The 24,172-nt window shown below is 69.9% G+C and carries 17 protein-coding genes; 6 read left to right on the top strand and 11 right to left on the bottom strand.

The window, feature by feature from the left end; translation table 11 throughout:
• Window positions 1–66: 66 nt before the first annotated feature.
• Entirely contained in the window at window positions 67–1,368 is a 1,302-nt protein-coding gene (locus ABZZ22_RS03765) for a DUF222 domain-containing protein (RefSeq protein WP_354926948.1), read from the bottom strand.
• A gap of 380 nt (window positions 1,369–1,748) precedes the next feature.
• Between ABZZ22_RS03765 and ABZZ22_RS03770 the strand changes: the two genes are divergently transcribed.
• Window positions 1,749–2,213 carry a DUF4383 domain-containing protein gene (locus ABZZ22_RS03770; RefSeq protein WP_354926950.1) on the top strand — a complete coding sequence of 155 codons (465 nt, stop codon included), beginning with the start codon at window positions 1,749–1,751 and terminating at the stop codon, window positions 2,211–2,213.
• Between the two features lie 76 nt (window positions 2,214–2,289).
• Window positions 2,290–2,655 (top strand): PPOX class F420-dependent oxidoreductase, encoded by a 366-nt coding sequence (locus ABZZ22_RS03775; protein WP_354926952.1) that lies wholly within the window; start codon window positions 2,290–2,292, stop codon window positions 2,653–2,655.
• Window positions 2,656–2,676: 21 nt separating this feature from the next.
• Here ABZZ22_RS03775 and ABZZ22_RS03780 read toward each other — a convergent pair whose 3' ends face one another.
• The 4 genes from ABZZ22_RS03780 to ABZZ22_RS03795 form a co-directional block, all read right to left on the bottom strand.
• Window positions 2,677–4,914, bottom strand: a complete 2,238-nt coding sequence (locus ABZZ22_RS03780) for a transglutaminaseTgpA domain-containing protein (protein WP_354926954.1) — start codon at window positions 4,912–4,914, stop codon at window positions 2,677–2,679.
• A complete protein-coding gene (locus ABZZ22_RS03785) occupies window positions 4,911–6,146 on the bottom strand; it encodes a DUF58 domain-containing protein (RefSeq protein WP_354926956.1) in 1,236 nt (411 codons plus the stop codon). Before ABZZ22_RS03785 ends, ABZZ22_RS03780 begins: the two co-directional genes overlap by 4 nt.
• 88 nt (window positions 6,147–6,234) lie before the next feature.
• Window positions 6,235–7,203: a MoxR family ATPase gene (locus ABZZ22_RS03790; RefSeq protein ID WP_354926958.1), complete on the bottom strand. Its 969-nt coding sequence runs from the start codon at window positions 7,201–7,203 to the stop codon at window positions 6,235–6,237.
• 13 nt (window positions 7,204–7,216) lie between these two features.
• The gene (locus ABZZ22_RS03795) at window positions 7,217–13,438 is read right to left on the bottom strand and encodes an Ig-like domain-containing protein (protein WP_354926960.1); all 6,222 of its coding nucleotides are present in this window, start codon (window positions 13,436–13,438) and stop codon (window positions 7,217–7,219) included.
• Between the two features lie 321 nt (window positions 13,439–13,759).
• On the opposite strand from ABZZ22_RS03795, the gene ABZZ22_RS03800 reads away from it, so the two are divergent.
• From ABZZ22_RS03800 to ABZZ22_RS03810, 3 genes are read left to right on the top strand one after another with little or no spacing between them, the layout of a single operon-like run.
• Window positions 13,760–14,566 carry a protein phosphatase 2C domain-containing protein gene (locus tag ABZZ22_RS03800; protein WP_354926962.1) on the top strand — a complete coding sequence of 269 codons (807 nt, stop codon included), beginning with the start codon at window positions 13,760–13,762 and terminating at the stop codon, window positions 14,564–14,566.
• A complete protein-coding gene (locus ABZZ22_RS03805; RefSeq protein ID WP_354926964.1) occupies window positions 14,559–15,893 on the top strand; it encodes an FHA domain-containing protein in 1,335 nt (444 codons plus the stop codon). The genes ABZZ22_RS03800 and ABZZ22_RS03805 overlap by 8 nt, the downstream gene beginning before the upstream one ends.
• A gap of 13 nt (window positions 15,894–15,906) precedes the next feature.
• On the top strand, window positions 15,907–17,475 hold the full coding sequence (locus ABZZ22_RS03810) for a serine/threonine-protein kinase (RefSeq protein WP_354926966.1): 1,569 nt from the start codon (window positions 15,907–15,909) through the stop codon (window positions 17,473–17,475).
• An 18-nt stretch (window positions 17,476–17,493) separates the two neighbouring features.
• Here ABZZ22_RS03810 and ABZZ22_RS03815 read toward each other — a convergent pair whose 3' ends face one another.
• Window positions 17,494–18,249, bottom strand: coding sequence for a hypothetical protein (locus ABZZ22_RS03815; RefSeq protein WP_354926968.1), 756 nt, complete (start codon window positions 18,247–18,249; stop codon window positions 17,494–17,496).
• 5 nt (window positions 18,250–18,254) lie between these two features.
• Window positions 18,255–18,563, bottom strand: a complete 309-nt coding sequence (locus ABZZ22_RS03820) for a hypothetical protein (protein ID WP_354926970.1) — start codon at window positions 18,561–18,563, stop codon at window positions 18,255–18,257.
• A gap of 124 nt (window positions 18,564–18,687) precedes the next feature.
• Between ABZZ22_RS03820 and galT the strand changes: the two genes are divergently transcribed.
• A complete protein-coding gene (galT, locus tag ABZZ22_RS03825; protein ID WP_354926972.1) occupies window positions 18,688–19,782 on the top strand; it encodes a galactose-1-phosphate uridylyltransferase in 1,095 nt (364 codons plus the stop codon).
• Between the two features lie 10 nt (window positions 19,783–19,792).
• On the opposite strand, the gene nagB is transcribed toward galT, so the two are convergent.
• From nagB to ABZZ22_RS03845, 4 genes are read right to left on the bottom strand one after another with little or no spacing between them, the layout of a single operon-like run.
• Entirely contained in the window at window positions 19,793–20,590 is a 798-nt protein-coding gene (gene nagB / locus ABZZ22_RS03830) for a glucosamine-6-phosphate deaminase (protein WP_354926974.1), read from the bottom strand.
• A gap of 2 nt (window positions 20,591–20,592) precedes the next feature.
• Window positions 20,593–21,510 carry an ROK family protein gene (locus ABZZ22_RS03835; protein ID WP_354926976.1) on the bottom strand — a complete coding sequence of 306 codons (918 nt, stop codon included), beginning with the start codon at window positions 21,508–21,510 and terminating at the stop codon, window positions 20,593–20,595.
• Window positions 21,507–22,952 carry a glycoside hydrolase family 3 N-terminal domain-containing protein gene (locus ABZZ22_RS03840; protein ID WP_354926978.1) on the bottom strand — a complete coding sequence of 482 codons (1,446 nt, stop codon included), beginning with the start codon at window positions 22,950–22,952 and terminating at the stop codon, window positions 21,507–21,509. Before ABZZ22_RS03840 ends, ABZZ22_RS03835 begins: the two co-directional genes overlap by 4 nt.
• Window positions 22,952–24,070 (bottom strand): ROK family transcriptional regulator, encoded by a 1,119-nt coding sequence (locus tag ABZZ22_RS03845; protein WP_354926980.1) that lies wholly within the window; start codon window positions 24,068–24,070, stop codon window positions 22,952–22,954. Before ABZZ22_RS03845 ends, ABZZ22_RS03840 begins: the two co-directional genes overlap by 1 nt.
• Window positions 24,071–24,172: the final 102 nt, after the last annotated feature.

A 24,172-nucleotide genomic window follows, 5' to 3' on the forward strand; every position in this document is an offset into this window, starting at 1 on the left:
GTCAGGCTAAGCAAGGTTCCGGACGCAAGACTTCCGCATAGCAGCGCTCATCGGCCGGCCACCGCCTCATGCGGCGAGATCGTGGTCCAGGAGTACGTCGCGCAGCGTGAACTCGGCCCGAGACAGTGGTGGCGGGTCCGGTTGCCAGGTTTCGGGTGGTGGGCTGAGGTAGGTGTGGCCGGTGGGTGTGATGGTGATGATGCTGCCGTCGGGTCCGGGTCTGGCCTGCCAGCCGAGCGCTTCCTTGGCCTGATTGCACCGCTCACACAACCCTTGGAGATTCGCGCCGCTGGTGGTGCCGCCATCTGCGTGGCGCTGGGCGTGGTCGATGTTGCGGATGGGGGCGTCGCAGCCGTTGGTGCGGCAGATCCCGCCGTCGCGGGTGGTGATGAACTCGGCGAGGCTGTCGGGTGCTTTGCGGGAGCGGGATTCCATCGCGATCAGCTGGCCGGCGGGGTCGGCGTAGAGCCGACGGACGAACACCTCGGCGTCACTGAGTGCTTCGCGCGCCCAAGTGACAGGAACGGGTCCGTAGCCTTCGACCATGGCCGGCTGGTCGGTGTCGTTGGCGAGCGTATCGGCGGTCATGACGATCTTGACCTCGACTCGAGGCCCCGCACCGTCCTCGACGGTGGCGCGTCCGGTGACGCGGTCGACGAGGGTGTCGGCCATGACCTGACCGCGGGACCGCTCGTCGCCGGCAGCTTGGGCAGCCTTGGCTGCTTGGTCCAGTGCCGCGAAGACCGCGACGCCGTCCTTGACCGGCAACAGGGCCCCGAGCCAGGTCATCGTGTCCGGTGCGGGCCGGAGGCTGACCCGGCGGTCCTTCTCCGCGTTCGCGGCCTGGGCCACCACGGATTCCTGGTCGAGGGTGATCGCGAGCTTCTTGGCCGCATTCTCGAGCTGCCGCAACCCCATGACCACAACAGCCGGCGGTTCACCGTCCAGGCCGAGGGCGCAGAGCTGGTAGTCGATGACCCGGCGGTCCTCTACTGACAGGCAGGCGGTCTCGCGGGCGAGGATGGTGGCCTGCCACTGCGAGAACAGGCCGGCTCTCATCAACGCGAAGGTGTGCGGCATCTCTGCAACAAGGATCTTCGCGAGCCCGAGCAGCTTGGCGCCCTTGGCGGGTGAGACTCGCCGGGCGAGCGCGATCTGGGAGGCGACGCCCTCACCCAGTTTCCGTGCCGGCACTCCTGCCTCGGCCTGCCGTGCCCGGACGGCCTCATCGAGGCGTACGGCTGCTTCTGCTTGGACTGCCTCAGCGACACACTTGATCTCTTCGAGCCGGCTGATCCAGTCGACCAGCTCACCCTCGGACGCGCCCAGGGGCGGCCCGGTGAGGAGTTGGTCGACGGTCTCGTTCATACGCTTGATTATATGCTAAACAGCACCACAGTGCTACCTGTTTGGGCTGGTCAGCCGCAGTTTACGCAGTCAGCGACAAGCAACCTGAACTCCGCGCCACACCCCCGCCGCCGCCCCGATATAGGCGAAATCTTTCTCGATCAGGTGCCGGGTCAAGGACCGCGAAGCGGCCGGCGAAGCCGGCGCCCGAAGGGCGTCCTTGAGGCGGCGGCTGATCGAGAAACACTCGAGGAAGGGTCGGCGGCGAACCCTGAAACGAAGAAACAGTCGCTATGCGAGGTTTCCTCAGCGAAGGCCTCGACACGCCTCCGCCTGGCTAGCACACGGTCGATTCCCCGGGCACGACATACCAGCCCGGCAAACGGGGTACCGCTCTCGGCATGACTGACACCACTGCCTATCGGTCCATGACCGCAACTCCGCTGCAGATCGCGGCGACGGTCGTGGGCGCGACGTTTCTGCTCGTCGGAGTCCTCGGGTTCATCCCGGGCGTCACCACCGACTATGACTCGATGACCTTCGCCGGCCACGAGTCCAGCGCCATGCTCCTCGGCATCTTCCAGGTGTCGATCCTGCACAACATCGTGCATCTCCTGTTCGGGATCGCCGGCCTCGTCCTGGCAACCACCTGGAACGGAGCCCGTGGCTACCTGATCGCAGGCGGGGCGATCTACCTGATCCTGTGGATCTACGGCCTGTTGATCGATCACGGTAGCAACGCGAACTTCGTCCCGCTCAACGACGCCGACAACTGGCTTCATCTGGTATTGGGCGCGGGGATGATCGCGCTCGGCCTGGCCCTGGGGCGACGCCCGTACGCCGGAGATCGACCTGGCGCACTCTGACCGAAGCGAGGGTCGCGACGTCGCCGATCCGGAGAAGGGTTGACCTCAACTCGACATGAGCACCCACGCTGGAGTCATGAAGTTCACCGACACGCAGCTCCGCTACCTTCGCACCCAACCGCTGGGAAGGCTCGCGACCCTGGCACCCGACGGGGGCCTACAGAACAACCCCGTCGGGTTCAAGGTCGACGAGGAGCACCGGATCCTGATCGGCGGCTATGAGATGGGCAAGTCCAGGAAGTTCAAGAACGCCCAGAAGCACGCCCAGGTCGCATTTGTCGTCGACGACCTGAAGTCCACCAACCCCTGGCAGCCACGGATGGTCGAGATCCGCGGCACCGCCGAGGCCATCACCGACATCGATCCGCCGATGGAAGGCATGTCACGCGAGATCCTGAGGATCACCCCGACGCGAATCATCGAGTACGGGCTGGACGCCTGACCACGGTGGCTCCAACCGCAGCTACCGCTTGCCCCGCAACCGAGCGGGCAGCAGGGAGAGCGGGTTGACCGCCGCGCGGATGCGCTGCCAGCGCGTGCGAGAGCCGGACAAGGACGTACGCAGCGTTCCGACCTGCTCCCAGAAGGTCTCCACGTCGTCGTCCGCCGGCCCGGACTCGCCGAACATGGTGGTGTCGGTGAGGAGGGCGAGACCCGGGGCGCCGTCCATGCCCGCGGACGCGGAGAGGACGGAGGCCTGCTCGCGGCGGGTGGCGCCGCCGGGGGCGGCTACCCCGAAGTCTCGGGCGTGGTCGAGGGTCTCGCGCCAGCCGCCGGAGAGGCGGGCGACGGGAGTCCCGCGGGTGCGCCGGCGGTGGCGGCGCCAGATCTTGGCGCCGACGATCGCGGCGCACATCGCCGCGATGAGGAGCAGCGGCAGGCCGACGTACTTGAGGACAGCCACCACCCAGCCCGGCAGGACGAACCCGTCGGGACGGGAGTTGGCCTTCTGGTTGACCGACTCGTCCAGCGGGTCGCCGGAGGTCGCGGGCGGACGCACCGGCGCCGGGGGCGGGACGACCTTGCCGGTGACGAGCTCCTCGGGCTGCGGAGCGTTCTGCTCGGGCGGCTTCTCGGTGTTCATGAACTCGTTCCAGTCCAGCGTCGCCCAGGAACCGTCCGACATCCGCAGCTCTACCCAGGCGTGCATGTCCTTGCCCTGGACGACACCGTCGGAGCCGACGACGGCCCCCAGCACCACCCGGGCCGGTACGCCGACCTGGTTGGCCAGGATCGCCATCAGCGCGGCGTACTGCTCGTCGTTGCCGGCGAGCTGACCACCCTTGGCGGTGAAGTCGGCAAGACGACGCAGCGAGTGGCCGGCCGGATACTGCTGGTTGGGCGGCTCCCCGTCCGTGTAGGTCCCCTCGGACTTCAGCTTCTCAGCCACCGCCAGCGCGTTGGTGATCGGCGAGTCACCCCCACCTGCGTACTCCGCCGCGAGCGCCTGGAACTGAGCGGCCTCGTCGCCGATCGGCGACCCGCCCGACCAGTTCTCGCTCTTCTCCCCGACCTTCTCGTCATCGACCGAGGCGGTGAAGGAGTAAGAGTCGCCCGGCTTCAGCGCCGAGGGCAGAACACCGGTGGACGTCGCCAGGTTGTAGCGGAACGTGTCGGAGTCGGGGCCGTCGAACGAGATATGTGTGAGCGCGGTCGGCAGCGGCACCCAGACGCCGCCGAAGTCCTCGCCGATCGTGATCGTCCCGCGCACCTGCTTGCCGTCGGCGAGCGGGTTGCGCAGCGTCGAGCTGATCTTCTGGAAGGTGTCGTCGGGACCTTCGGTCTCACCGGAGTCGTTGGCCGCGCGCCAGACGGTGCCGTCGTAGGAATCCATGGCGGCGACCCGGACCCGGGTCCCCTCGGGCAGGCCCGAGACGGTGAAGAGGTCCTTCTCGTAGAGCCGGCGATCGTCCTCCGGGGTCTGGTAGCCCTTGGTGTAGATCCGGAAGCCGGCCAGGGGCGAGGGATACTTCCCGACGTTGAAGGGCGGCTCGATCTCGCCGCGCAGCACAGTGCGCTCGGGCGCGATACCCGGGAGCAGCGGCCCGCCGAGGAACGCCAGCCCGGCCGCGCCGAGGCACAGACCGGCCCCGATGGCGGTCCGAGAGAGACGACGGCCACCGGCGGCGAGGGTGCGAGCCCGCAGCCCGCGGATGCAGAGCCAGGTGATCGCCACGGCGCCGAATAGCGCGCCCAGCAGGGCGGTCTTGGACGGGTCCTGTACGCCGAGCAGGATCACTCCGGCCATCAACGCGAACGCGACCAGCACCGGCGGCAGCGCCGCCTTCATCCGAACCGCCAGCGCGAAGCCGAGACAGCCGGAGACCAGGCCGAGGATGTACGGGATCGTCAGCAGCGCACCACCGTCCACCGGCGGCAGCGTGGTCAGCAGCCGCTTCCAGCCGTGCACGGAGTTGTCGGCGAGGGTGCCGATGGTGTCGGGGACCGGGAGGATCGAGAGGTTGCCGAGCCCGTGCAGCGCGACCGCGCCGCCGAGCACGAAGAAGGCGGCCAGCAGCCCGACGGCCAGCACGACCACCGGCTGCCCGCGGCCTGCGAAGGCGATGAGGATCCCGAGCAGTAGCCCGGCGACGCCGGCGATCAGGTAGGTCCAGCCGGCGTAGGTGTCATCGAAGCCGAGGAACGCGATGGTGCCGAGAAGGAACAGGAGGAGGGCGTCGACGGCGTGGTGCTTCTTCATCCGGACAACCCCTTAGACAGCACGATCGGCAGCTGGTCCAGATCGGGCAGGGTGAGCATGGGCAGGTCGGCGACGGCCTTGAACCCGGCCCGCTGCGAGGAGTCGACCCGCACGGCGACGGTGGTGGCATCGACCGAGAACTGACCGGCCGCGCGCTGCAGGGTCACGAACTGGGGATAGCGCCCGGTCACCAGCATCACCAGCGACGCGTCCGGCGCCTGCCGGGCAGCCTCGGCGGTGATCTCGATCAGGTTGGCCTGCTGCGGGGTCGCTCGGGAGCAGGCGTCCAGTGCGGACCGCCCTCCCCCGTTGGCCGCGGTCGCCCGCACCATCATCACGTCGCCGGTCGCGAACGAGACGTCGAACTCGTCCAGGATCCCGCGGCGCAGCAGGGAGCCTGCGATCGACATCGCCGTCTCGTACTCGTCCTCGTTGTCGTAGGACGTCGGCGAGGAGTCGACGATGACGACGATGTGGGAACGACGAGTGTCGAGGAACTGCCGCACCAGCAGCTGCCCGTGGCGTGCCGAGGAGCGCCAGTGGACGTGGCGCAGGTCGTCGCCGGGGACGTACTCGCGCAGTGCGTGGAAGGCCAGGTCGCTCATCGAGGTGTTCTGGGCCGTGGACCCCTCGAGGTCGCGGACCAGGCCGACCCCGAAGGGCTCCAGGTGGGTGGTGCGCGGGTGGACGAAGACCTCGGTGCGGTCCGTCCACTCCTGCACCCGCCGGAAGAGCCCGAGCGGGTCGCCACGAACCGTCCGGACGGGACCGACGTCGATCACGCCACGGCGCTGCGTCGGCACCACGAAAAGCTCGGTGTGCTCGGCGCCGGGGAGCAGCATCGGCAGGTCGTACGTCACCCCACCTGCTCCGATGGGGAACTCCAGGCTCGTCGAGACGAGCGGGCCTCGCGCCTCGTTGCGGGCCCGCAGCTCGCCGGTCAGCGCCTGACCGACCGCGACGCGCGGCGGCTCAACGACCGTCGCCACCGCGAGCCGGGTGCGCCCGATCATGAAGAAGGCCGCGCCGATCACGAGGAACAGCGCCGCCATCGCCACCACTGCCGCCTCGATCCAGCCCAGCGCGGTCGCGGCGACCCAGGCGAGCGCGCCGAGGAGCAGCACGCCCCAGCCGATCGAGGTCACGGTGCCGAACCACTTCGCCAACGCTGGTCGAGCCGTCGCCACCGCTGATCGAGCCGCGAGCGCCAGCGAGCGTGCCGAGATCAACACGGTCCTGATCGAGCGTCGAGGGGACTGTGTTGGTTTCGACACGCCTCCGCCTAGCGGCTCCGACGGCTCAACCGACGACGAGCTCATCTCAGGCGACACGCTCGGAGGGAGCCGGGACCGAGGTGAGCAGGTCGCCGATGACGTCCTCGACCGTGACCCCGTTGAACATCGCCTCCGGGTCGAGGATCAGGCGGTGACAGAGCACCGGCTCGGCGAGCGCCTTGATGTCGTCGGGCAGCACCTGCGAGCGACCCTCGGAGAGCGCCCAGACCTTGGCGGTGCGCACCAGTGCGAGGCAGCCGCGCATGGAGGCGCCGAGGCGTACGTGCTTGTGGCGACGCGACTCGTCGACCAACGCGGAGACATAGGCGACGATCGCCTGGTCGATGTAGACCTGGTCGGCCATCTCGGCCATCTGGGTCACCGTCGGCGCGGTGATGATCGGGGTGACCAGGGTGGCCCGGTCACGGACCGAGGAGTTCATCAGCAGCTCGACGGTGGCGTTCCGGTCGGGGTAGCCGACCGACGTCTTCATCAGGAAGCGGTCCAGCTGCGCCTCGGGCAGCCGGTAAGTCCCGGCTTGCTCGATGGGGTTCTGGGTCGCGATCACCATGAACGGTCGGCCCACGTCGCGGGTGGCACCGTCGACGGTGACCCGCCCCTCCTCCATGACCTCCAGCAGCGCGCTCTGGGTCTTCGGCGAGGCTCGGTTGATCTCGTCGGCCAGCACGATCGAGTGGAAGATCGGACCGGGGTGGAACTCGAAGGTGCCCTTGCCCTGGTCGTAGACCGTGACGCCGGTGACGTCGGAGGGCAGCAGGTCGGGGGTGAACTGGATGCGCGCGTGCGAGCCCTGGACGGTGTTGGCCAGAGCGCGGGCGAGCTGGGTCTTGCCGGTCCCGGGATAGTCCTCGAGGAGCAGGTGGCCCTCGGAGAGCAGCGCGGTCAGCACCAGGCGGATCACGTTGCGCTTGCCCAGCACCGCCTTCTCGACGTTGTCGCACAACTTCTCGAAGGTCTCGTGGAACCAACGAGCTTGCTCGGTCGTGACGGTCATCTTCTTGTCTCCATTACCACGTTACGTTCTTCCGCTGGGTGGGTCGTCCGTCGTTCGACGTGCAGGTCACGGTGAAAGGCGTGTTGGCGCCGACCCAGCCGCGGCCGCTGCCCGTGCCCTTGCCACCGCTCCCGATGTTCACGTCCCAACGCGAGGTCGTGGCACTGGTGCCGCAGTCCCAGCTCGTGCCCGGGAAGGCGGGGTCGGTGATGGTGGAGCCGACGTACCAGCAGGTGCCGCCACACTGGGTCTCCGGCTGCGGGCAGGCACTGCCCGAGCACTCGCCGGCCTTGTTCACCTGCATCGTCGGGTCCGGGGGCACGGCCGTCCTGGCCGAGTCCGAAGCCGACTTGCTGGCCCGGCCGCTGTCGCTGACGGTCACGGTGAAGGTGTAGGACTTGTCCCACTCCAGGTCTCGTACGGTGCCGCTGGCGGAGCCGCTGCCGGCGGTCACCGTGCCGTTGCCGACCGCGCCGCCACCGGACCGGGTGACGCGGTAGGTTCCGGTCTTGCCGTTGCCGTTGAAGGTGATGCGCCAGTTGATCGAGTTGCCGTCGCCGCTCACCGAGATCGTCGGCTGACCCAGCGGACCGTAGGTGGTCACCGACTTCGACGACCAGGCACCGCACGCCGCATCCGCGCCGGCGCCTCCCGAGGAGCCGTTGCAGGAGCGCAGCTGCACGGTGGTGGCCCTGCCGTTGGTGAACCCGCTGATCGTCTTGGTCTGCTGTCCCGCCCCCTCCGGCGGGTAGGTCCACGACCCGCACGAGGAGCCGTTGCGTACGCACTCGACGATGTTGGTCTTCCCGTGCGAGGCACGTGGGGTGAAGACGATCTTGGCCTCGCCGTTGTTGCCCGTGGGCGTCGCCGACGCGAAGGAGACCGCGTCGGGGGTAGCGGCCGCCTCGACCTTGCCGCCCGCGGAGTAGCTGGAGATGTGCGCCTCCGGCGAGCCGCCGGAACCCGTCTCACGCGGCGAGGTCGCCTCGGCGTTGCGGGCTCGGACCACGTACGTGTAGATCGTGCCGTCGTTGGCGACGTCGTCTCGGCAGCTGGTCTCGGTCACCCAGGAGCAGACGATCTTCTCGCCGGAACCGCCCGTACGGCGAACCTCGTAGGTGACCGGGGCGGGACCGTTGGCTCCGACCGGGCTCCACGAGACGTTCACCGTCTTGCCGGAGTTGTTGGCCGTATTGGCGAACTGGAAGGTCGGTGTCGCCGGGGTGTCCGGCTTGCCGGCACCCATCCCCTCGACCGTCGCCGTCGGGCCCTTGTTGGTCTTGACTCCCTTGTCGTTGAGCGGGACGACGGTGAACTGCACCGGGTCGCCGTTGGTGCTCACTGCCGCAGGATAGGTCGTCTGACCGGCGGAGATGTCCTTGATGCCGCCGCCGGGCCAGCTGATCCGGTATTTCCGCACGGCGGAGCAGTCGCACTCGGCCGGCGGCGCCCAGCTCAGCTCGACCTTGTGGTCGCGCTGGCGGGTGACGCGGAGGTTCTGCACCGGACCGGTGTAGGCGTCGGGCTCGCCCTCGGCCGAGTTGCTCCACTCCCGGCTGGGTCCCACCGAGTTCACGGCGCGGACACGGAAGTCGTAGACGACGCCGTTCTTCAGCTCGGTGATCCGGCACGAGGTCGACGGGCAGTCCTGGATGTGGTCGCCGTTGGCCTCCACCTCGTAACGCTGGATCGGGTCGTCGCCGTTGTCCTTGGGCGCGTTCCACGACAGCGCGACCACGTTGGAGAGGAAGTCGGAGGTCGTACGCAGCCCCGTCGGTGCACCGGGGACGTCGATGACATCCACCTCGATGACACCGGTGGCCCTGACCCGTTTGGAGTCCTTGCCGGAGTCGCTGACCTCGATCGGATAGCGGTAGTGGCCGTGCCCCTCCTCGGGGGTGTTGAAGGTGATCTTCGACCCGCTGATCTCGCCCATGTCGGGTGAGTCACCGTTGATCGGGTCGAGCTTGGTGATCACGATCTCCTGCGACCCGGAGGGAACCGGTGTCTGCAGATAATCGGCGATGTCGATCGACACCGTCTTCCCGGCCTCGGTCTGCAGCGGCTTGATCGGGGAGAGCGAAGGCGGCGGCAGCGCGATGACGGTGACCAGGAGCTGGCCGGTCGCGTCGGTGCCCTCGATGCCGATCTCCAGGGCGCCCTGGGACCCGGCGTCGGCGTGCTCGGCGGTGAGGCGCAGACCGCCGGCCTCGGGCTTGACCTCGACCCCGTCGAGCCCGTCGCCGACCTCGGCGGTGAAGTCGAGGTCGTCGGAGTCGCCCGGGTCCGCGGTCCACACGTGGCAGATGGCGGCGATGTCGACCAGCGCGCCGTCGCCGCTCTCGGGGACCTCGACCGGCGTGCTCGGACAGTTGATCTCCGGCTCCTCCTTGCCGATCTGCACCGGCAGGGAGATCACCGCGAGGTGGGCTTCGGCGGAGGTGATCTTCTCGCGGTCGGCGACCTCGAACGTCAGGGCCGCCGGACCCTTCGTCTCACCCGCGGTGACATCCACCGTCGTCGCCGTGGTGTCGCCGGTGTTGAGCATCCCCTCCGGCGCGGCCACGATCTTGTCGGTGGTGGTGAGCACCACCGGGTCGCCCTCGGGGTCCTCGACGTAGTCGGTGATGTCGACCTTCTTCGTCTCCCCCGGGTTCAGCTGGAGCTCGGAGCCCGGCTTCAGGTAGGGAGCGTCCTTGGGACGCGCCGGGACGTAGATCGAACCGACCGCCTGGGCGCCGTCGGGGTCGGTGACCCGGTAGGTCCACACCCGGGTCGTGTCGCCGACCGGCAGGGTCACCTTGCCGTCATCGATCTTCGGCTTGGCCTCGTCCTCGCCGACCGACGGGCCCTTGACCGCGTCGACCGAGAGGTCCTCGAGCGAGTCGTCGATGTCGGTTACCTTGGCCATCACGTCGACCGTGGCCGTCGCCGAGTCGCCCTCGGGGTCGGCGACCACGATCCCCGCCATCGGCGGGTTGTCGTAGCCCTCCTGATAGCGGATCGCGAGCTCACCGGTGTCCTCGTGGAGGCCGGTGGTGGCGCGGTAGGGGATGTTCTGGAACGGCTTCTCGGAGCCACCCGAGACCGTGACGATGCCGTCGGAACGCTGCTTGACCCCGCCGCCGCTGGCCGCCTCGGTCGAGGCCAGGTGGAGCTCCGTCCCCGGAGTACGCAGGTCGTTGGCGAGCACGTCGTAGGTCAGCTTCTTGCTGGGGTCGAGCGTGACCAGGTCGTCGACGGCGACCGGGCGCTGGGGAGCGCCGGGCGCGACGACGGCGATCCGCACGGTGCCGGTCGCGACGGCACCGAACGGGTCGCTGACCTCGTAGGTGAACTCGTCGGTGCCCGCGGCATTGGGGAAGGCCTGGTAGGTGATCGTGTTCGCCCCGTGGGCCAGGACGCGGCCGTAGGATGGTGCGCTGTTGATCCTGGTCACCGAGACCGAGTCGCCGTCCGGGTCGGTGCCGACCGTGGGCAGGCGCAGCGTGACCTCGTCGCCCTGGACCACCCGCGACTCCAGCGCCTTCGGCGCCGGCGGGGAGTTGTCGGCCTTCTTCTTCGGCAGCGGCTTGACGTGGACGCGGATGTTGCCGGAAGAGTGCTCCGCGGAGGGGTCGCCGGTGTTCTGCACGACGTAGCGGACGTCGACGTCGACCGGCCCCTTCACGTCGTCCGGAGCGACGTAGCGGACCCGGTTGCCGTCGATGTAGGCCTCCCCGACGGACGGCTGGCCGAGCACCTGCAGCTGTCCCTTGGTCTCCATGGTCTGGTCGACCACCAGACCGACCGGGTCGCCGGAGGGCGTCGAGTCGTTGTCGAGCACCGGGATGGAGACGGAGTCGGCAGCCCTCACCGTCGCCTCGTCGTCGACAGCCTCCGGAGCGTTCGCGGCACCGCGCAGCGCCGGACGCTGACTCACCGTCACCGACCCCTCGGCCTCGGCCGCGCCGTTGCTGATCGTGTAGCGGATCGCCTGGGTGGACGGGTCCATGTCGGGCTTGGACGCCTGGATCCGCAGCCACCGTCCGTCGAGCACCGCGACCGTCAGGTCGCTCTCGCCGACCGGTTCGGCATGGGTCACGGCGAGGAGCCGGCCCTGGGAGTCGTAGTCGTTGGCGAGGACGTCCAGGGTGCGGGTCGAGGTGCCGAGCACGGCGGTCGTGTCCGGGGTCGCGATCGGCTCGTCCGCGGCCTGGGAGGCGGGCTTGACGTCGACGCGGATCTTCGCCGAGGCGGGCTTGGCCGCCCCGAACCCGGCGTTGTAGCTGAGCTGGTAGGTGCCGGGAGAGCTGCCCCTGGCACGCACCACACCGGTCTCCCGGTCGGTGCTCACCTCGAGGCCGCCCTTGGGCGGGACGTCGCCGGCGAGGGTGAGGGCCGCGTCGAGGTTGGACGGGTCGGCGCCGGGGATGTCGTTGTCGAGCGGCCGGATCGTGACCCAGGAGCCCTGGGTCCCCTCTGCGACGTCGTCCTTCGGCTCGGGGGATGCGGTGTTCGCGCCCGCGACGATGTTGACGCGCACCTTGTTCTTCGACGCCTTGCCGCCGGTGCTGACCTGATAGCCGAGGTTCTCGCTGCCCGAGGCGTCCGGGGCGGCGGTATAGCGCAGCAGACCGTCGGGAGTCACGCTCGCCTTGCCCTTGGAAGCTTCCGGGGACTGCGCGGTGATCGGGTCGCCGTAGCGCTCGTCACGCCAGTCGCTCACCACCGGGATCTCCACGGTGCCGCCTGCCGCGACGGTGTAGTCGGTCGGCGTGTAGTGATCACGCAGGGCCGGCTTGCCGGTGCCTTCGGAGCCCTGGATCTTCAGCTCGACGCTGGCGTCGTCCTGGCCGGCCTTGCCCTTGAGACCGTCGTCGACGGTGTACTTGAAGCTGGTCGTCTTCCCCCTGGCCGACTCGGGAGTGGTGACCAGGATCGACTGCCGGTCGGGGGCGACGGTGGCCTCGACGCCCTCGACGGAGGCCTTGCCGACCGAGACCACGCTCAGGATCGAGTCCTTCGCGGAGGAGTCGTTGTCGAGGACGTGCAGGACCGTGGTGCGTCCGGCCCGGGCGCCGAGCTGGTCGTCCTTGGCCTTCGGCGCCTGAGCGGCCTTGGTCTGCTGTTGCTGCTTGTCCTTCTTCTGGTTCTGCTTCTGGGTCTGCGGCTGGAACGCCTCCCAGTTGGAGATCTTCTTGATGTCGGCGCCGTCGATCTCCCAGACATCGCCGTTGCGCAGGTCGTTGAGCACCAGCTGGCCGCGGTTGATCCGGAACTCAAGCTCGGCTGCCGGCCCGAGCGTCGGGATCTCACCCAGGACCGGCTCGCCTTCGCCGCACTGGGTCGCCACCGAGCCGGTCGAGCCGTTGGCCCAGGCACCGAAGATGCAGTCACCGAGCCGGACGGGGGCCGCGGGGTCGCCCGCGGACTCGGAGATGTGGCGGATCTCGCCGTTCCTCAGGTCTACGGCCTTGAGACCCGTCGCGTCGCCGACGAGCACGTCCCCGGCCTTGACCGAGGGCTGCTGGAGGACCGCGCTCTCCGCGGTGTCACCGAAGTCCACGGCGATGTCCGAGCCCTTGGTGGCGCCGAGCAGCCAACCGGCCTCGTCGAGGGTGATGACGTCGCCGCCGACGACGGTCGCCGAGGTCGGGGTCTCCGCGTACTCCGGGGCCTTGGGGAGCTTGGTCTCGACGGGATCGGCGAACCGCTCACCGTCCGGCGCGAAGGCGGTCAGCGTCCGCTTGGCGGCAGAGACGGCGTACGCGGTCCCGTCGGTGCCGACCGTGAGCACCGCGTCCGCGCCGACCGTCTCGGTGGGCTTGGCCGAGCCGGAGAGGTCGGAGAGGTCGCCGACACCGGTGGTCGGGTCGACGGAGGTGAGCCAGACCTTCCCGGTCTTCTGCTCGGCGACGCCGATCGTGTTGCCGCCCATCACCACCCGACTGTCCTTGACGGTCACCGCGTCGTCGTCCAGGCCCTCGGCGAGCTTGGTGTTGACCGGCGTGATCGTGCGGGCGTCGCGGTCGACGGACGCCACGGCGATGCCGTTCTGCACCACGTCGAGCCCGTTGCGCTCGGACCTGGACCCGGTCTCGTTGCCCGCCCAGACGACACCGTCGAGCTGAGCCACCGGGCGGTTCTGCCGGCCCAAGGTGCCCCAGGACTGGTTGGTCACCCAGATGCCGCCGTCGTCGAGATCGGCCTTGTGCACGGGGTAGCCCGTCGACTGGATGGCGTAGACGGTCAAACCGCTGGCAACCACCGCAAGGGCAGCCCAGGATGCGATAGCGGTGCGGTGACGCCGCGTCCAACCGGGCGCCATCCCGAAACGTGCCACCAAGACTCTCCCCAGGTCCTTCCATGCCAAATCGGCCAGCCGACGCAAAAAGCCGGGCTTACTCTAGGCGCGCATCAGGGTTGAAGCCACACGAATGAGTCAAACGTGGCACACGGCTCAGTGAACACGCTCACCGGTACCGTACGTGATGTTCTAAAGTGTCCGCTCCCAGCATCACTAATTCGCATCCTGACCGTGATGTCCCGATAACTGGCTCCGCAAAGGAACAGCATGACCGCATACCCAGCCCTGCGTGCCGCGGGGGCGACTGATGTCGGCCGGGTCCGCGAGGTGAACGAGGACTCGTTCGTCATGCTCCCCGCGGTGGCCGTCGTCGCCGATGGGATGGGCGGTCATGCCAGTGGCGACGTCGCCAGCTCGCTCGCGGTGGAGACCTTCCAGAGCCGCTTCTCGGCCGTCTGCCCGATTCCCGAGGACATCCTCGACGCCGTCCAGGCCGCCAACGCCGCGATCACCGCTGAGGCGACCCGCCACTCCGAGAAGCAGGGCATGGGCACGACCCTGACCGGAGTGGCGCTCGTGGAGTCAGAGGGTGCGCCCCACTGGCTGGTGTTCAACGTCGGCGACTCGCGCGTCTACCGGCTCTCGATGACGGGCGTGACCCAGGTGAGCATCGACCACTCCGAGGTCGCCGCCATGGTCGAGGCGGGGATGATCACCGCCGCAGAGGCCCGTGTCCACCCGCTGCGCAACGTCATCACCCGGTCGCTCGGCACCTTTCCGTCGCCCGAAGCGGACACCTGGCTGATGGCCGTGTCGCCCGACGACATGTTCCTGCTCTGCTCAGACGGTCTCACCGGCGAGCTCGAGGACCACGAGATCCACGAGATCGTGTCCAAGACGCTCGGTGTGGGCGGAAGCATCGACAACCTCGCCCAGAGGCTGGTGGATGCTGCGGTTGCATCGGGTGGGCGCGACAATGTCACTGTGGTACTCGTGACACCGCCGCCCTCTCTGTTCGCCGCTCCCACGGACTCTGCCCGATCTTCAGGGGACGTCACGTCGTCTCATGAGTGATTCCGCTACCTACTGTGTTGGGCACTGGCTCGCGTTGAAGGGCGACCGGTGCTGGGCGCTGGTCCAGCTGGGGCCGGGCGACCCGCGGGTCGGCGGCGTCCAAGCCGCCCTGGCCGACCCCCGGCCCGTCGACGCGATCGCCGGACTGCTCTCCGCCGACGGACCGCGCGCCCCCGGCTTCGCGATCGTCGGACGCGAGGGCCCGCGAGTGCGCTACGCCGTACGCTCGCCGGCCAAGGTGACCGCTGTCGTCAACGAGGTGCCGGTCTTCGTCGACGGCATCGACGTCTCCGGCAAGTGGGCCGACGGTCACTTCGCCGCTGTCCCCGAGCGCGCCGAGCTCGCCAACGGCGCCTGGGGCGGCATGGAGGAGGACCAGCCGCTGCTCGATACCGCCCACGCCCGCTCGCTCGACGTCGTCTTCGATCCCAACCTCGGCGCGCAGGCGCAGGCCGACGCGACGATGGCGCAGATGGACCACACCATCCGGCGTTCGGACCTGGCCGCCTCTCCGCCTCCCCCGGCTCCGCCTGGTGTGCCTCCTCCGCCGTCGCCAGGCGTGCCGCCGTTCCAGAGCCCTCCCCCGGCCGCGGTGCCGCCGCCACCGGTGTCGCCGCCGCAGCCCGCGCCGGAGTCCAAGAAGGGCATCATCGACGGGCTTCCGTGGCGCAAGAAGGGTGCCAAGAAGCCCGACCCGAACGCGTGGGGGCCGCCCGACCGGCAGCCCATGCCGCCGGCCATGCCTCCGCAGAGCCCGCCGCCGATGCCTGGGCCCCCTCCTGCGCCCCACCCGCCCCAGGACATGGCCACCCGGGTGCGCAACACCCCGACCCCGACCCCGGTGCCACCCGCCGGCGGACCGACGGTCTGGGCGGTCTACTGCCCGCAGGGGCACGCGTCGCCGCCCTACTCCCCGACCTGCCGCATCTGCCGGATGACGCTGCCTCCTCATCAGCAGCCGGTCTCGGTCCCGCGCCCCGCGCTGGGTCAGCTCAAGCTGGACGACGGCCGGATCGTCGTCCTGGACCGCGGCGCGGTCTTCGGGCGGTCGCCGCGGGCGGATGCCAGCGGCAACACGGGGGCCGGCGGCGTACCTCCGCATCTGGTGAAGGTGATGCTGCCCGACATCAGCCGGCTGCACACCGAGGTGCGCCTGGAGGAGTGGCAGGTGCTCGTCCGCGACCTCGGCTCCGCCAACGGGTCCTACCTGACCCTGCCCGGTGGGCGTCCGCAGCAGATGCGGCCGATGGAGGAGTACGCCCTGGAGCCCGGTGCCGTGGTGAGCCTCGCCGGCTCGATCAACCTGACCTACGAGGTCCTCGGATGAGCGAGCGCAGCGAGTGAACCAGGCACAACACCCCGAGCTCGGTCCCGAGCTGCCGGGGATGACCTGCCTGGGCCGGCTCGGCTCGGGCGGCTTCGCCGACGTCTACCTCTACGAGCGGCACCACCCCAAAGTGCGGGTCGCGGTGAAGCTGATGCGGTCCGCCGACCTCGCCGAGGCCCAGCGGGCGCAGTTCGCCGCCGAGGCGGCGGTGATGGCCGAGCTGGCCGAGCACCCGTTCATCGTGCCGGTGCACAGCGCCGGCGAGACGCCAGACGGCCGGCCCTACCTGGTGATGGGCTACTACCCCAACGCCGACCTCGGTGCTCGCGTACGCAACAACCCGATGAAGGTGCAGGACGCGCTGCGCTTCGGGATCCAGATGGCGTCGGCGGTCGAGACCGCGCACCGCGCCGGGATCATCCACCGCGACATCAAGCCGTCCAACATCCTGCTCTCCCGCTACGACGTGCCTGGTCTGGCCGACTTCGGCATCGCCGGCCGTCCGCGCGACGACGAGGGCGACATCGGGGTCTCGCTGCCGTGGTCGCCGCCCGAGGTCCTCACCTCCGTATCCAACGGCACGGTGGCCTCCGACGTCTACTCGCTGGCCGCGACCGTCTGGCACCTCCTCGTCGGCCGGTCCCCGTTCGCGGAGCGCGGCAACAACTCAGACCGCGCCGTCTTCTCCCGCATCCTGCACACGGCTCCACCCGCAACAGGTCGGCCCGACGTACCTCCGTCGTTGGACCGGGTCCTGCAGCAGGCGATGGCGAAGGACCCGACCTACCGGCCGAGGACGGTCCTCGACCTGGCCCGCCACTTCCAGCGGATCGAGCAGGAGCTGCGGCTCGGACGCACCGAGGTGCAGGTCCTCGACCGCGACGCCGGCGGCAGCGGGTCCATCCCGGTCGTTCCCGACATTGCGGCCGCCCGCGGCGAGGGACCGACCACGGGCTCCGGCCGTGCACATCTCCCTTCCCCGCCCGCCGACCCGGAGATGGAGAAGGCCACCGAGCTCAAGCCGCCGTCCCAGGTCATCGCGCAGGCTCCGATCACCCAGCCCCCGGCCTCGCTCGCGTCGACGCCGGTGGCGGATGCCGGCTCGGCTTCCGGCGACCGCACCCGGTTCAGCTACCCGCGTACGGAGGAGGGCCCCTCCGTCCTCACCGGCGCGCGCCCGGGCGAGACCCGCAGCAAGACACCCGCGATCATCGGCGTCGTCGTCCTCTTTCTCATCGCCGCCACCATCGGCATCATGCTCTCCCGTGGCGGCGAGGACGAGAAGCCCGACGAGGTCCCGCCCCCGCCCGTCGAGACCGACCTCCCCGGCGTCACCGGGCCCGCCGCCCCGGGCAAGGTGAAGGGCACGCTCAACGGCAACCGCGCCGTCTTCACCTGGTCCGGCGTCCCCGGCGCCACCGGCTACAAGTGGGTCGGCGACAACTCCACCAGCGGGAACGTGAACCGCCCCAAGGCGGTCGTACGCCTCGAGGGGGCCACCAAGGTCTGCATCCAGGTCCGCTCCCTGGGTCAGAACGGCAACGTCTCCCAGGGCGCCGCCCAGGCCTGCGTGTCGAAGTAAGGGGTCGCGACCTCGAGCCTAGCTCGATCGGTGCGGCCCGGGATGCCCCTCACGTCGGATGCAGGGTCGCTTCGCGCGCTCGAGGATGGCACCGCAGCGTGGTTCGCGGCGCTCGGACATGATCCGGGTCAGATCCAGCGGATCAGCTCCTGCGCGAGCACGCCTCATCGCCGCGCCGAGAGCCGCGATCGGGTCGGGGTTGCCGGATGCGTCCCAACCGTGGGTCATCGCGGCTTCGAGCTCGTCCTTCGACAGGTTTGTCGCCGTCGTCTCATCGAGGATCCCGGCCACGACAGCTGCCTTGACCATGCCGGGTGGCGCCGGCTCGGGACGGTAATCCCAGCCATCGAGTCCAACGTCCTCCGCAACCACCTCGACCAGGGCGAGCACTTCCCAGACCTCGGTCATCAGGTCTGGGTCGATACGCCCGCTGCGAACGAGGGCGGCCGCCATGTCGTACGCCGCTTCCGCCCTTCGCGGTCCCGCGACCAGCACCTCGATCATTCCGACCGGAACCCCGTCGACGACATCAACGCGACTGGCGAAGACGACCCGGTACTCCTTGTGGAGTACGTCGAGGGTGTTCCATCCCGCCAGCTTCTGCCCTCCTCGGTTGCTGAGTGGTTGGGCACCGGCCGGGTTGCGACACAGAGCGATGACATCAGCCAGGAGAGACTCGCGCTGCGCGATCGTCAGCGGCTCGAGTGACTCGACGAACGCATCGTTGAACTCGACGTACGCCTGATCGTCAGGAAACTTCTCGCCTGCGCGCACAGGGGCTAGGCCACGTCGCGGTGTGCCATGGCCCGCTCACGGACCCGGTGCACATCGACCCCGAGCCGCTCGCAGACTTCCTCCAGAGACAACAGCTCGCCACGCGAGGAGACGATGTCGGCTGCCACGTCGAGCACCCGCGCCGTCGCCTCACGCAGCGCACGGAGGTCGGCGTCCAGATGCTCCGCCGACCCGATCACGGCCACTGCCCGGCCATGGCTGGTCAGGACGACTCGACCCTCGGTGCTCTTGGCCGCCAGCGCAGAAACACCCATCCGAGAGGCAGCTGTCATCGGCACACGTGTCTCCTTCACGGCTGCAACACTACCTAGATCTATGTAGTGTTGCAAGAAGTAGCGGGCGGTCGACGTTCCATCCAGATCGCAGATGACCGCATCCTGTCGTCGCGGCCGAAGTCGCCCGGGAGATAATCGGCGCATGCCGAACACCCCAGAGCCGACCAACCCTGTGGCCACGTCAGCGAAGCTGGCGGACGGTCGCGAGATCTGGTTCTTCGACGAGCAGCCGACGGTGCGGTCGGTGCACGACGAGCGGCCCTTGGAGCCGCGGGCGGGCGGGTCACAGCTGCGCTGGGACCGGCTGACCGCGACCTGGACGGCGGTTGCGGGACACCGGCAGACGCGTACGTTCAAGCCGCCGTCCAACGAGTGCCCGCTGTGCCCGTCGGTCGACGGGAGGCTCACCGAGATCCCGGCCGAGAGCTACGACGTGGTGGCCTTCGAGAATCGGTTCCCGGCGCTCTCGACGGTTGCGGTCGGCGAGGCTACCGGGGAGCCGTTCGTCTCCCAGCCGGGGCGGGGCCGGTGCGAGGTGGTCTGCTTCACCAGCGACCACGAGCAGAGCTTCGTCGACCTCCCTCACGAGCGGGTGCGGACAGTGCTCGCGGCGCTCGCGCACCGCACCGAGCAGCTGACGGCGATGCCGGAGGTGGCGTACGTCTTCTGCTTCGAGAACCGCGGCGAGGAGATCGGGGTGACCCTGCAGCACCCCCACGGGCAGATCTACGCCATGCCGGTGCTGCCGCCGCGGATCGAGTCCCTCGTGAACGCCGCCGATGCCCATCGCGACGAGACCGGCGAGTGCCTGCAGTGTGCGGTGCTCGCCGACGAGCTCGCCGACGGGTCGCGGGTGGTGGCCGGGAACGAGTCGTTCGTGGCGTACGTGCCCTATGCCGGTCGCTGGCCCTACGAGATCCGAGTCGTGCCGCGGCGCCACGTCGGCTCGCTGCCTGGGCTGACCGCCGACGAGATGAACGACCTCGCTGCGCTCTATCAGGAGTGCCTGCGCCGGATGGACGGGCTCGACGACGCCGGTCCGGTGCCCTACATCGCCGGCTGGCAGCAGGCCCCGACCGGCCGTGAGGAGACCTGGCACCTGGCTGCCGAGATCTTCACCATCCGGCGGGCGCCGGGACGGCTGAAGTATCTGGCAGGCATCGAGTCCGGAGTCGCGCTCTGGATCAACGACATCCCGCCGGAGACCGCGGCCGAGCGGCTCCGGGCCGCGCTCTGACGCCCCCGCCTCAGAGCCCCTGCCAGTCCGGCTTCCCGGCGTAGACCTCGCGGTAGTAGTCGCGGCGTACGAGGCGCGAGGCCGCGGCCTCGTCGAGCAGCACGGAGACGTGGGGGTGGAGCTGGAGGACCGAGGCAGGACAGCTCGCCGAGACCGGGCCCTCGACCGCTGCGGCGATGGCGTCGGCCTTGCCCTCCCCGGTCGCCAGCAGAAGCAGGTGGCCGGCTCTGGTGATGGTGCCGAGGCCCTGGGTGAGCACGTGGTGAGGCACCGCGTCGGGCGAGCCGAAGAAGCGCGCGTTGTCCTTGCGCGTCGTGGCTGTGAGCGTCTTGATCCGGGTCAGCGAGGCCAGCGACGAGCCGGGCTCGTTGAAGGCCAGGTGTCCGTCGGAGCCGATGCCTAGGAGCTGCACCTGGATCCCGCCCGCTGCCACGATGGCCGCCTCGTAGCGCTCGCCGGCGTCCGGCAGCTTGGCCTCGGTCGGGTCGGGGCCGTGGACCCGCTCGGGAGGGATGCCGATCGCGTCGGTGAACTCTCGCCGGATGGTCGTGAGATAGGACTGCTCGTGACCGTCGGGGAGGCCGACGTACTCGTCCAGGTTGAACGTCTCCACGCCGTCGTAGGACGGTCCATGGCCGTCCTGGGCGCGCCGGACGAGCTCGACGTACGTCGCCAGCGGCGTCGAGCCGGTGGCCAGGCCGAGCACCGCCGGGGCGCCGTCGTCCGCCCCGCGGCGGATGACGTCTTCGATGGTGTCGGCGGCGAGGGAGGCCACCTGGGCCGGGGTGTCGAGGACAACTACTTCCATGGTCAGTCCTTGGTCGGAGTGATCGTCGGAGTGATCAGAGCGGCGCCGATGGCGGCGACCGGTGCGGCGGAGACCACCCTCAGCCGCGAGGCGAGCTCGAGGGAGGCGAGGAAGGGCGAGGCCTCGGTCTGCCTGACGAGCGCGGCCGCGATCGCCTCGCGCAGCGGCTCACCGACCGTCGCCACTCCCCCGCCGATGACGACGCGTTCGGGGTCGACGGCAAGAGCGAGCGCGCGTACGGCGGCGGCGACGCCGTCGGCGAAACGGTCACGGACCGCGACAGCCGCCGGATCGCCCGCGGTCGCTGCCGCGAAGAGCGCGGCTGCGGGATGGCCGGTGGCGGTCGGCCAGGCGGCCGCGAGCGCGGCGCCCGAGGCGACCAGCTCGAGACAGCCACGCTGCCCACAGCCGCACACCGGGCCCTCGGGGTCGACCGGGAGATGCCCGACCTCTCCGGCTGCGCCGTGGAAGCCGCGGCGGAGCGCTCCGCTGAGGTAGAGGCCGGCGGCGAGGCCGGTGCCGAGCGAGAGGTAGACCAGGTCGTCGACGTCCTCGACCGCGTGCGCGCCGAGCGTGGCCGCGTTGGTGTCGTTCTCGAGGGTGACGACCGCTCCGGCCCGCGCGCCGAGGAGCTCCGCGAGCGGGAATGCGTCGCCGTCCAGACCCAGGTTGACCGCATGCTTCACCGTGCCCGCTCGGGTGTCGACTATGCCGGGGATGCCGACCCCGATCGAGCTGATCTCGCCGTCGGCGAGCGCATCCCGCAGGCTGGCGACCACCGCGGCCGCGCTCTTCACGACGCCCTCGGCGCCCGGGGTGGTGGCGGCACGGTCCTCGGCCAGCACGGCCCCGTCCGGGCCGATCGCGATGCCGTGGATCTTGGTCCCGCCGATGTCGAGGCCGACCCGTGCTGCGCTCACTGGTCCCAGCCCGATCGTCGCAGCACCTCGGTGACGGCGGCCACGCCCGGCCGGGAGAAGCCCTGCGGGCACAGCCGCGGCAACCGCCGTCCGTCGTACGTCCCAGGCCAACCCCACTCCACCAGCACCGCGGCGCCGCGGAGCTCCGCGACGGTCTGGCCGACGTCGGGACGCCGGTGGGCGTCGCGCACCTGCACGATGAGGGGCGCGTCGGGGAGCTCCGGGAGCGGTTCGCCCGGGCGCAGGACGATGTCCGGAGGCAGTCCCCACGGGACTTCCCCGACGGCGATGTTCGCCTCGGTGTCGACGGTCACCACCCGGGCACCGGTGAGGTCCGGGATATCGGTGAAGTCACTCGCCGTCGCGAGCGCGCGGCGGGCACCTTCGATCGAGCGCAGCTCGAGCTTCGGATCGTCGATGTCCGGGCACTGCTCGGTTCCGGGGAAGTCGGCGAGCAGCCGGTCGACACGCGCGACAGCATCCTGGAGCCGCTCCAGCGCGAGCTCGCCGGAGTCGACCGCGGCCACGATCGCGGCGGCCGTCTCGCGGACCAGCGAGGCGGGCTTGTCGGGACCGAGGACGAGCAGGTCGGCCCCCGCCGCGAGCGAGAGCACCGCGGCGGCCGGGATCCCGCGCTCAGCAGAGGCTCCGGCCATGTCGAGGGCGTCGGTGACGATCGGCCCGACGAAGCCCAGCTCGCGCAGCAGGCCCAGCACCGGCGCCGAGAGCGTGCCGGGCAGGTCGGGGTCCAGCGCCGGCACCACGATGTGGGAGGTCATCACCGAGGCCGCACCGGCCTCGACGGCCGCCAGGAACGGGACCAGCTCGCGCTCGTGAAGCGTCGCCAGGTCGGCGTCGAGTACGGGCAGGGCGACGTGGCTGTCCTGGCCGGTGTCACCGTGGCCCGGGAAGTGCTTGACGCAAGCGGCGACGCGGGTCGATTCCAAGCCCCGCACCCACGCGGCGACGTGCTCGGCGACCACGCCGGCGTCGTGGGAGAACGACCGGGTCGCGATCACCGGGTTGTCGGGGTTGGAGTTCACGTCCGCGACAGGAGCCAGATCGAGGTTGATGCCAGCCCGCGCCAGCCGTACTCCGACGGCTCTGCCGGTCTCCTCGGTCAGCGCCAGGTCGTCGGCCGCGCCGAGGGCGGCGGCCCCGAGCACCGAGGAGCCGGTGAGCGCCTCCAGTCGGGTGACGTCTCCGCCTTCCTCGTCGATGGTGATCACCGGGACCCGGCCACCCAGGGCAGCGGCGGATCGGATCTCGGCCGTCAGACGGCGTACGGACTCCGCACCGGCCTCGGTGTTGGTGCCGAAGAGGCAGATCCCGCCCAGGCCCTCGCGGAGCAGTTCGGCGTAGTCGGCAGGCAGCGTGGCACCTGCGAAGGCGGACACCTGGACGCGCAGCGCCAGGGTCTCGACGGCGGACGAGGGCGGCATCACGATACTCCCAGCTCACCGGCGAGGACGAGCACCGCAGCCCCGACGATGACGACGTCCTCGCCGAGCGTGGACGTACGGAACTCCAGCCGCTCGCCGCTGACCGGCATCGTCCGCTCGCGGATGATCCGATCGGCGGTCTCCCGCAGCGGTCCGTCGAGAAGTTCGGCCGGCCCAGAGAGGACCAGTTCGTGAAGGTTGAGGGTTCCGACCACGGGCGCCAGTGCCTTTCCAAGATGTTCTCCGGCTGCCACGAGCGCATCGTCGTGGCCTGTCTCGATGCGTTCCCGCAGGCGCGGCACCGCAAGGAATGTCTCCAGGCAGCCCGAGCGGCCACACGCGCACAGCGCGCCTCCTGGGTCGACGGTCACGTGCCCGAGCTCACCGGCCGCGTCGACGAAACCGTGGAGGAGCGCGCCCTCGAGCACGAGACCGGCACCGACACCGGTGCCGACCCTCACGAGCATCAGCCCGCCGTCGCCGGACTGCCCGAAGGTGTACTCCCCCAGCACCGCCGTGTTGGCGTCGTTGGCGACGTACGTCGGTCGGCCGGTCTCGCGGCGCACGTGCTCGGCCAGGGGGACATCGGTCCAGCCCAGGTTGGGCGCGTCGATCACGGTGCCGTCGGCCGAGACGACACCTGGGCTGCCGATCCCGATGCCGAGGATCGGCCGGGCGGAGCTGGCGATCAGCTCGGTGACCAGACCCGTCACCAGACGCACGGCCTCGCTTCCGGTGCGTCCCTCTCGGCACCTGGTGGTGCGGTGGATCACGTCGCCGGTCAGGTTGAGCACGGCCCCAGCCACCTGGTCGTCCCCGGAGACGTCGATCGCCACGATGTGGGTGGCGTCGGCGGCGAGCCCGACCAGCATGGGCGGCTTCCCCACCCGGCTCTCCACCGGTGCGCCGAGCTCCTCGACGAGCCCGTCGTCGAGCAGGCTGCCGACCAGATCGGAGACCGTCGCCCGGGTCAGACCGGAGGATCGAGCCAGGTCGGCACGGCTCGCGGGACCCACCGCGAAGAGGTGCTGGAGCACCAGAGAACGATGATGACGCCGCGCATCTTCCTGCAGCAGTTTCCCGATCGGCCGCAACGTACGCCGTCTCGCCTTCGACATGTTTGTTAGTCCATCGTACTTATTAATGGTGCGTCAAGTCGACGCGACCATTTTCCCGCCGAGACGTCACATTCTGACGCCGATGGGTCAGTTCCTGGGCCC

Origin of the sequence: Nocardioides sp. NPDC006273 (genome assembly GCF_040613495.1) — a bacterium.
Lineage (GTDB): Bacteria > Actinomycetota > Actinomycetes > Propionibacteriales > Nocardioidaceae > Nocardioides.

What these genes read in the sequence shown, in the direction of transcription:
- ABZZ22_RS03805 (WP_354926964.1), top strand. Translation starts at nt 14,559, where the DNA reads ATGAGTGATTCCGCTACCTACTGTGTTGGGCACTGGCTCGCGTTGAAG.
- ABZZ22_RS03765 (WP_354926948.1), bottom strand. Translation starts at nt 1,368, where the DNA reads ATGAACGAGACCGTCGACCAACTCCTCACCGGGCCGCCCCTGGGCGCG.
- ABZZ22_RS03840 (WP_354926978.1), bottom strand. Translation starts at nt 22,952, where the DNA reads ATGCCGCCCTCGTCCGCCGTCGAGACCCTGGCGCTGCGCGTCCAGGTG.
- nagB (WP_354926974.1), bottom strand. Translation starts at nt 20,590, where the DNA reads ATGGAAGTAGTTGTCCTCGACACCCCGGCCCAGGTGGCCTCCCTCGCC.
- galT (WP_354926972.1), top strand. Translation starts at nt 18,688, where the DNA reads ATGCCGAACACCCCAGAGCCGACCAACCCTGTGGCCACGTCAGCGAAG.
- ABZZ22_RS03780 (WP_354926954.1), bottom strand. Translation starts at nt 4,914, where the DNA reads ATGAAGAAGCACCACGCCGTCGACGCCCTCCTCCTGTTCCTTCTCGGC.
- ABZZ22_RS03800 (WP_354926962.1), top strand. Translation starts at nt 13,760, where the DNA reads ATGACCGCATACCCAGCCCTGCGTGCCGCGGGGGCGACTGATGTCGGC.
- ABZZ22_RS03790 (WP_354926958.1), bottom strand. Translation starts at nt 7,203, where the DNA reads ATGACCGTCACGACCGAGCAAGCTCGTTGGTTCCACGAGACCTTCGAG.
- ABZZ22_RS03845 (WP_354926980.1), bottom strand. Translation starts at nt 24,070, where the DNA reads ATGTCGAAGGCGAGACGGCGTACGTTGCGGCCGATCGGGAAACTGCTG.
- ABZZ22_RS03775 (WP_354926952.1), top strand. Translation starts at nt 2,290, where the DNA reads ATGAAGTTCACCGACACGCAGCTCCGCTACCTTCGCACCCAACCGCTG.
- ABZZ22_RS03770 (WP_354926950.1), top strand. Translation starts at nt 1,749, where the DNA reads ATGACTGACACCACTGCCTATCGGTCCATGACCGCAACTCCGCTGCAG.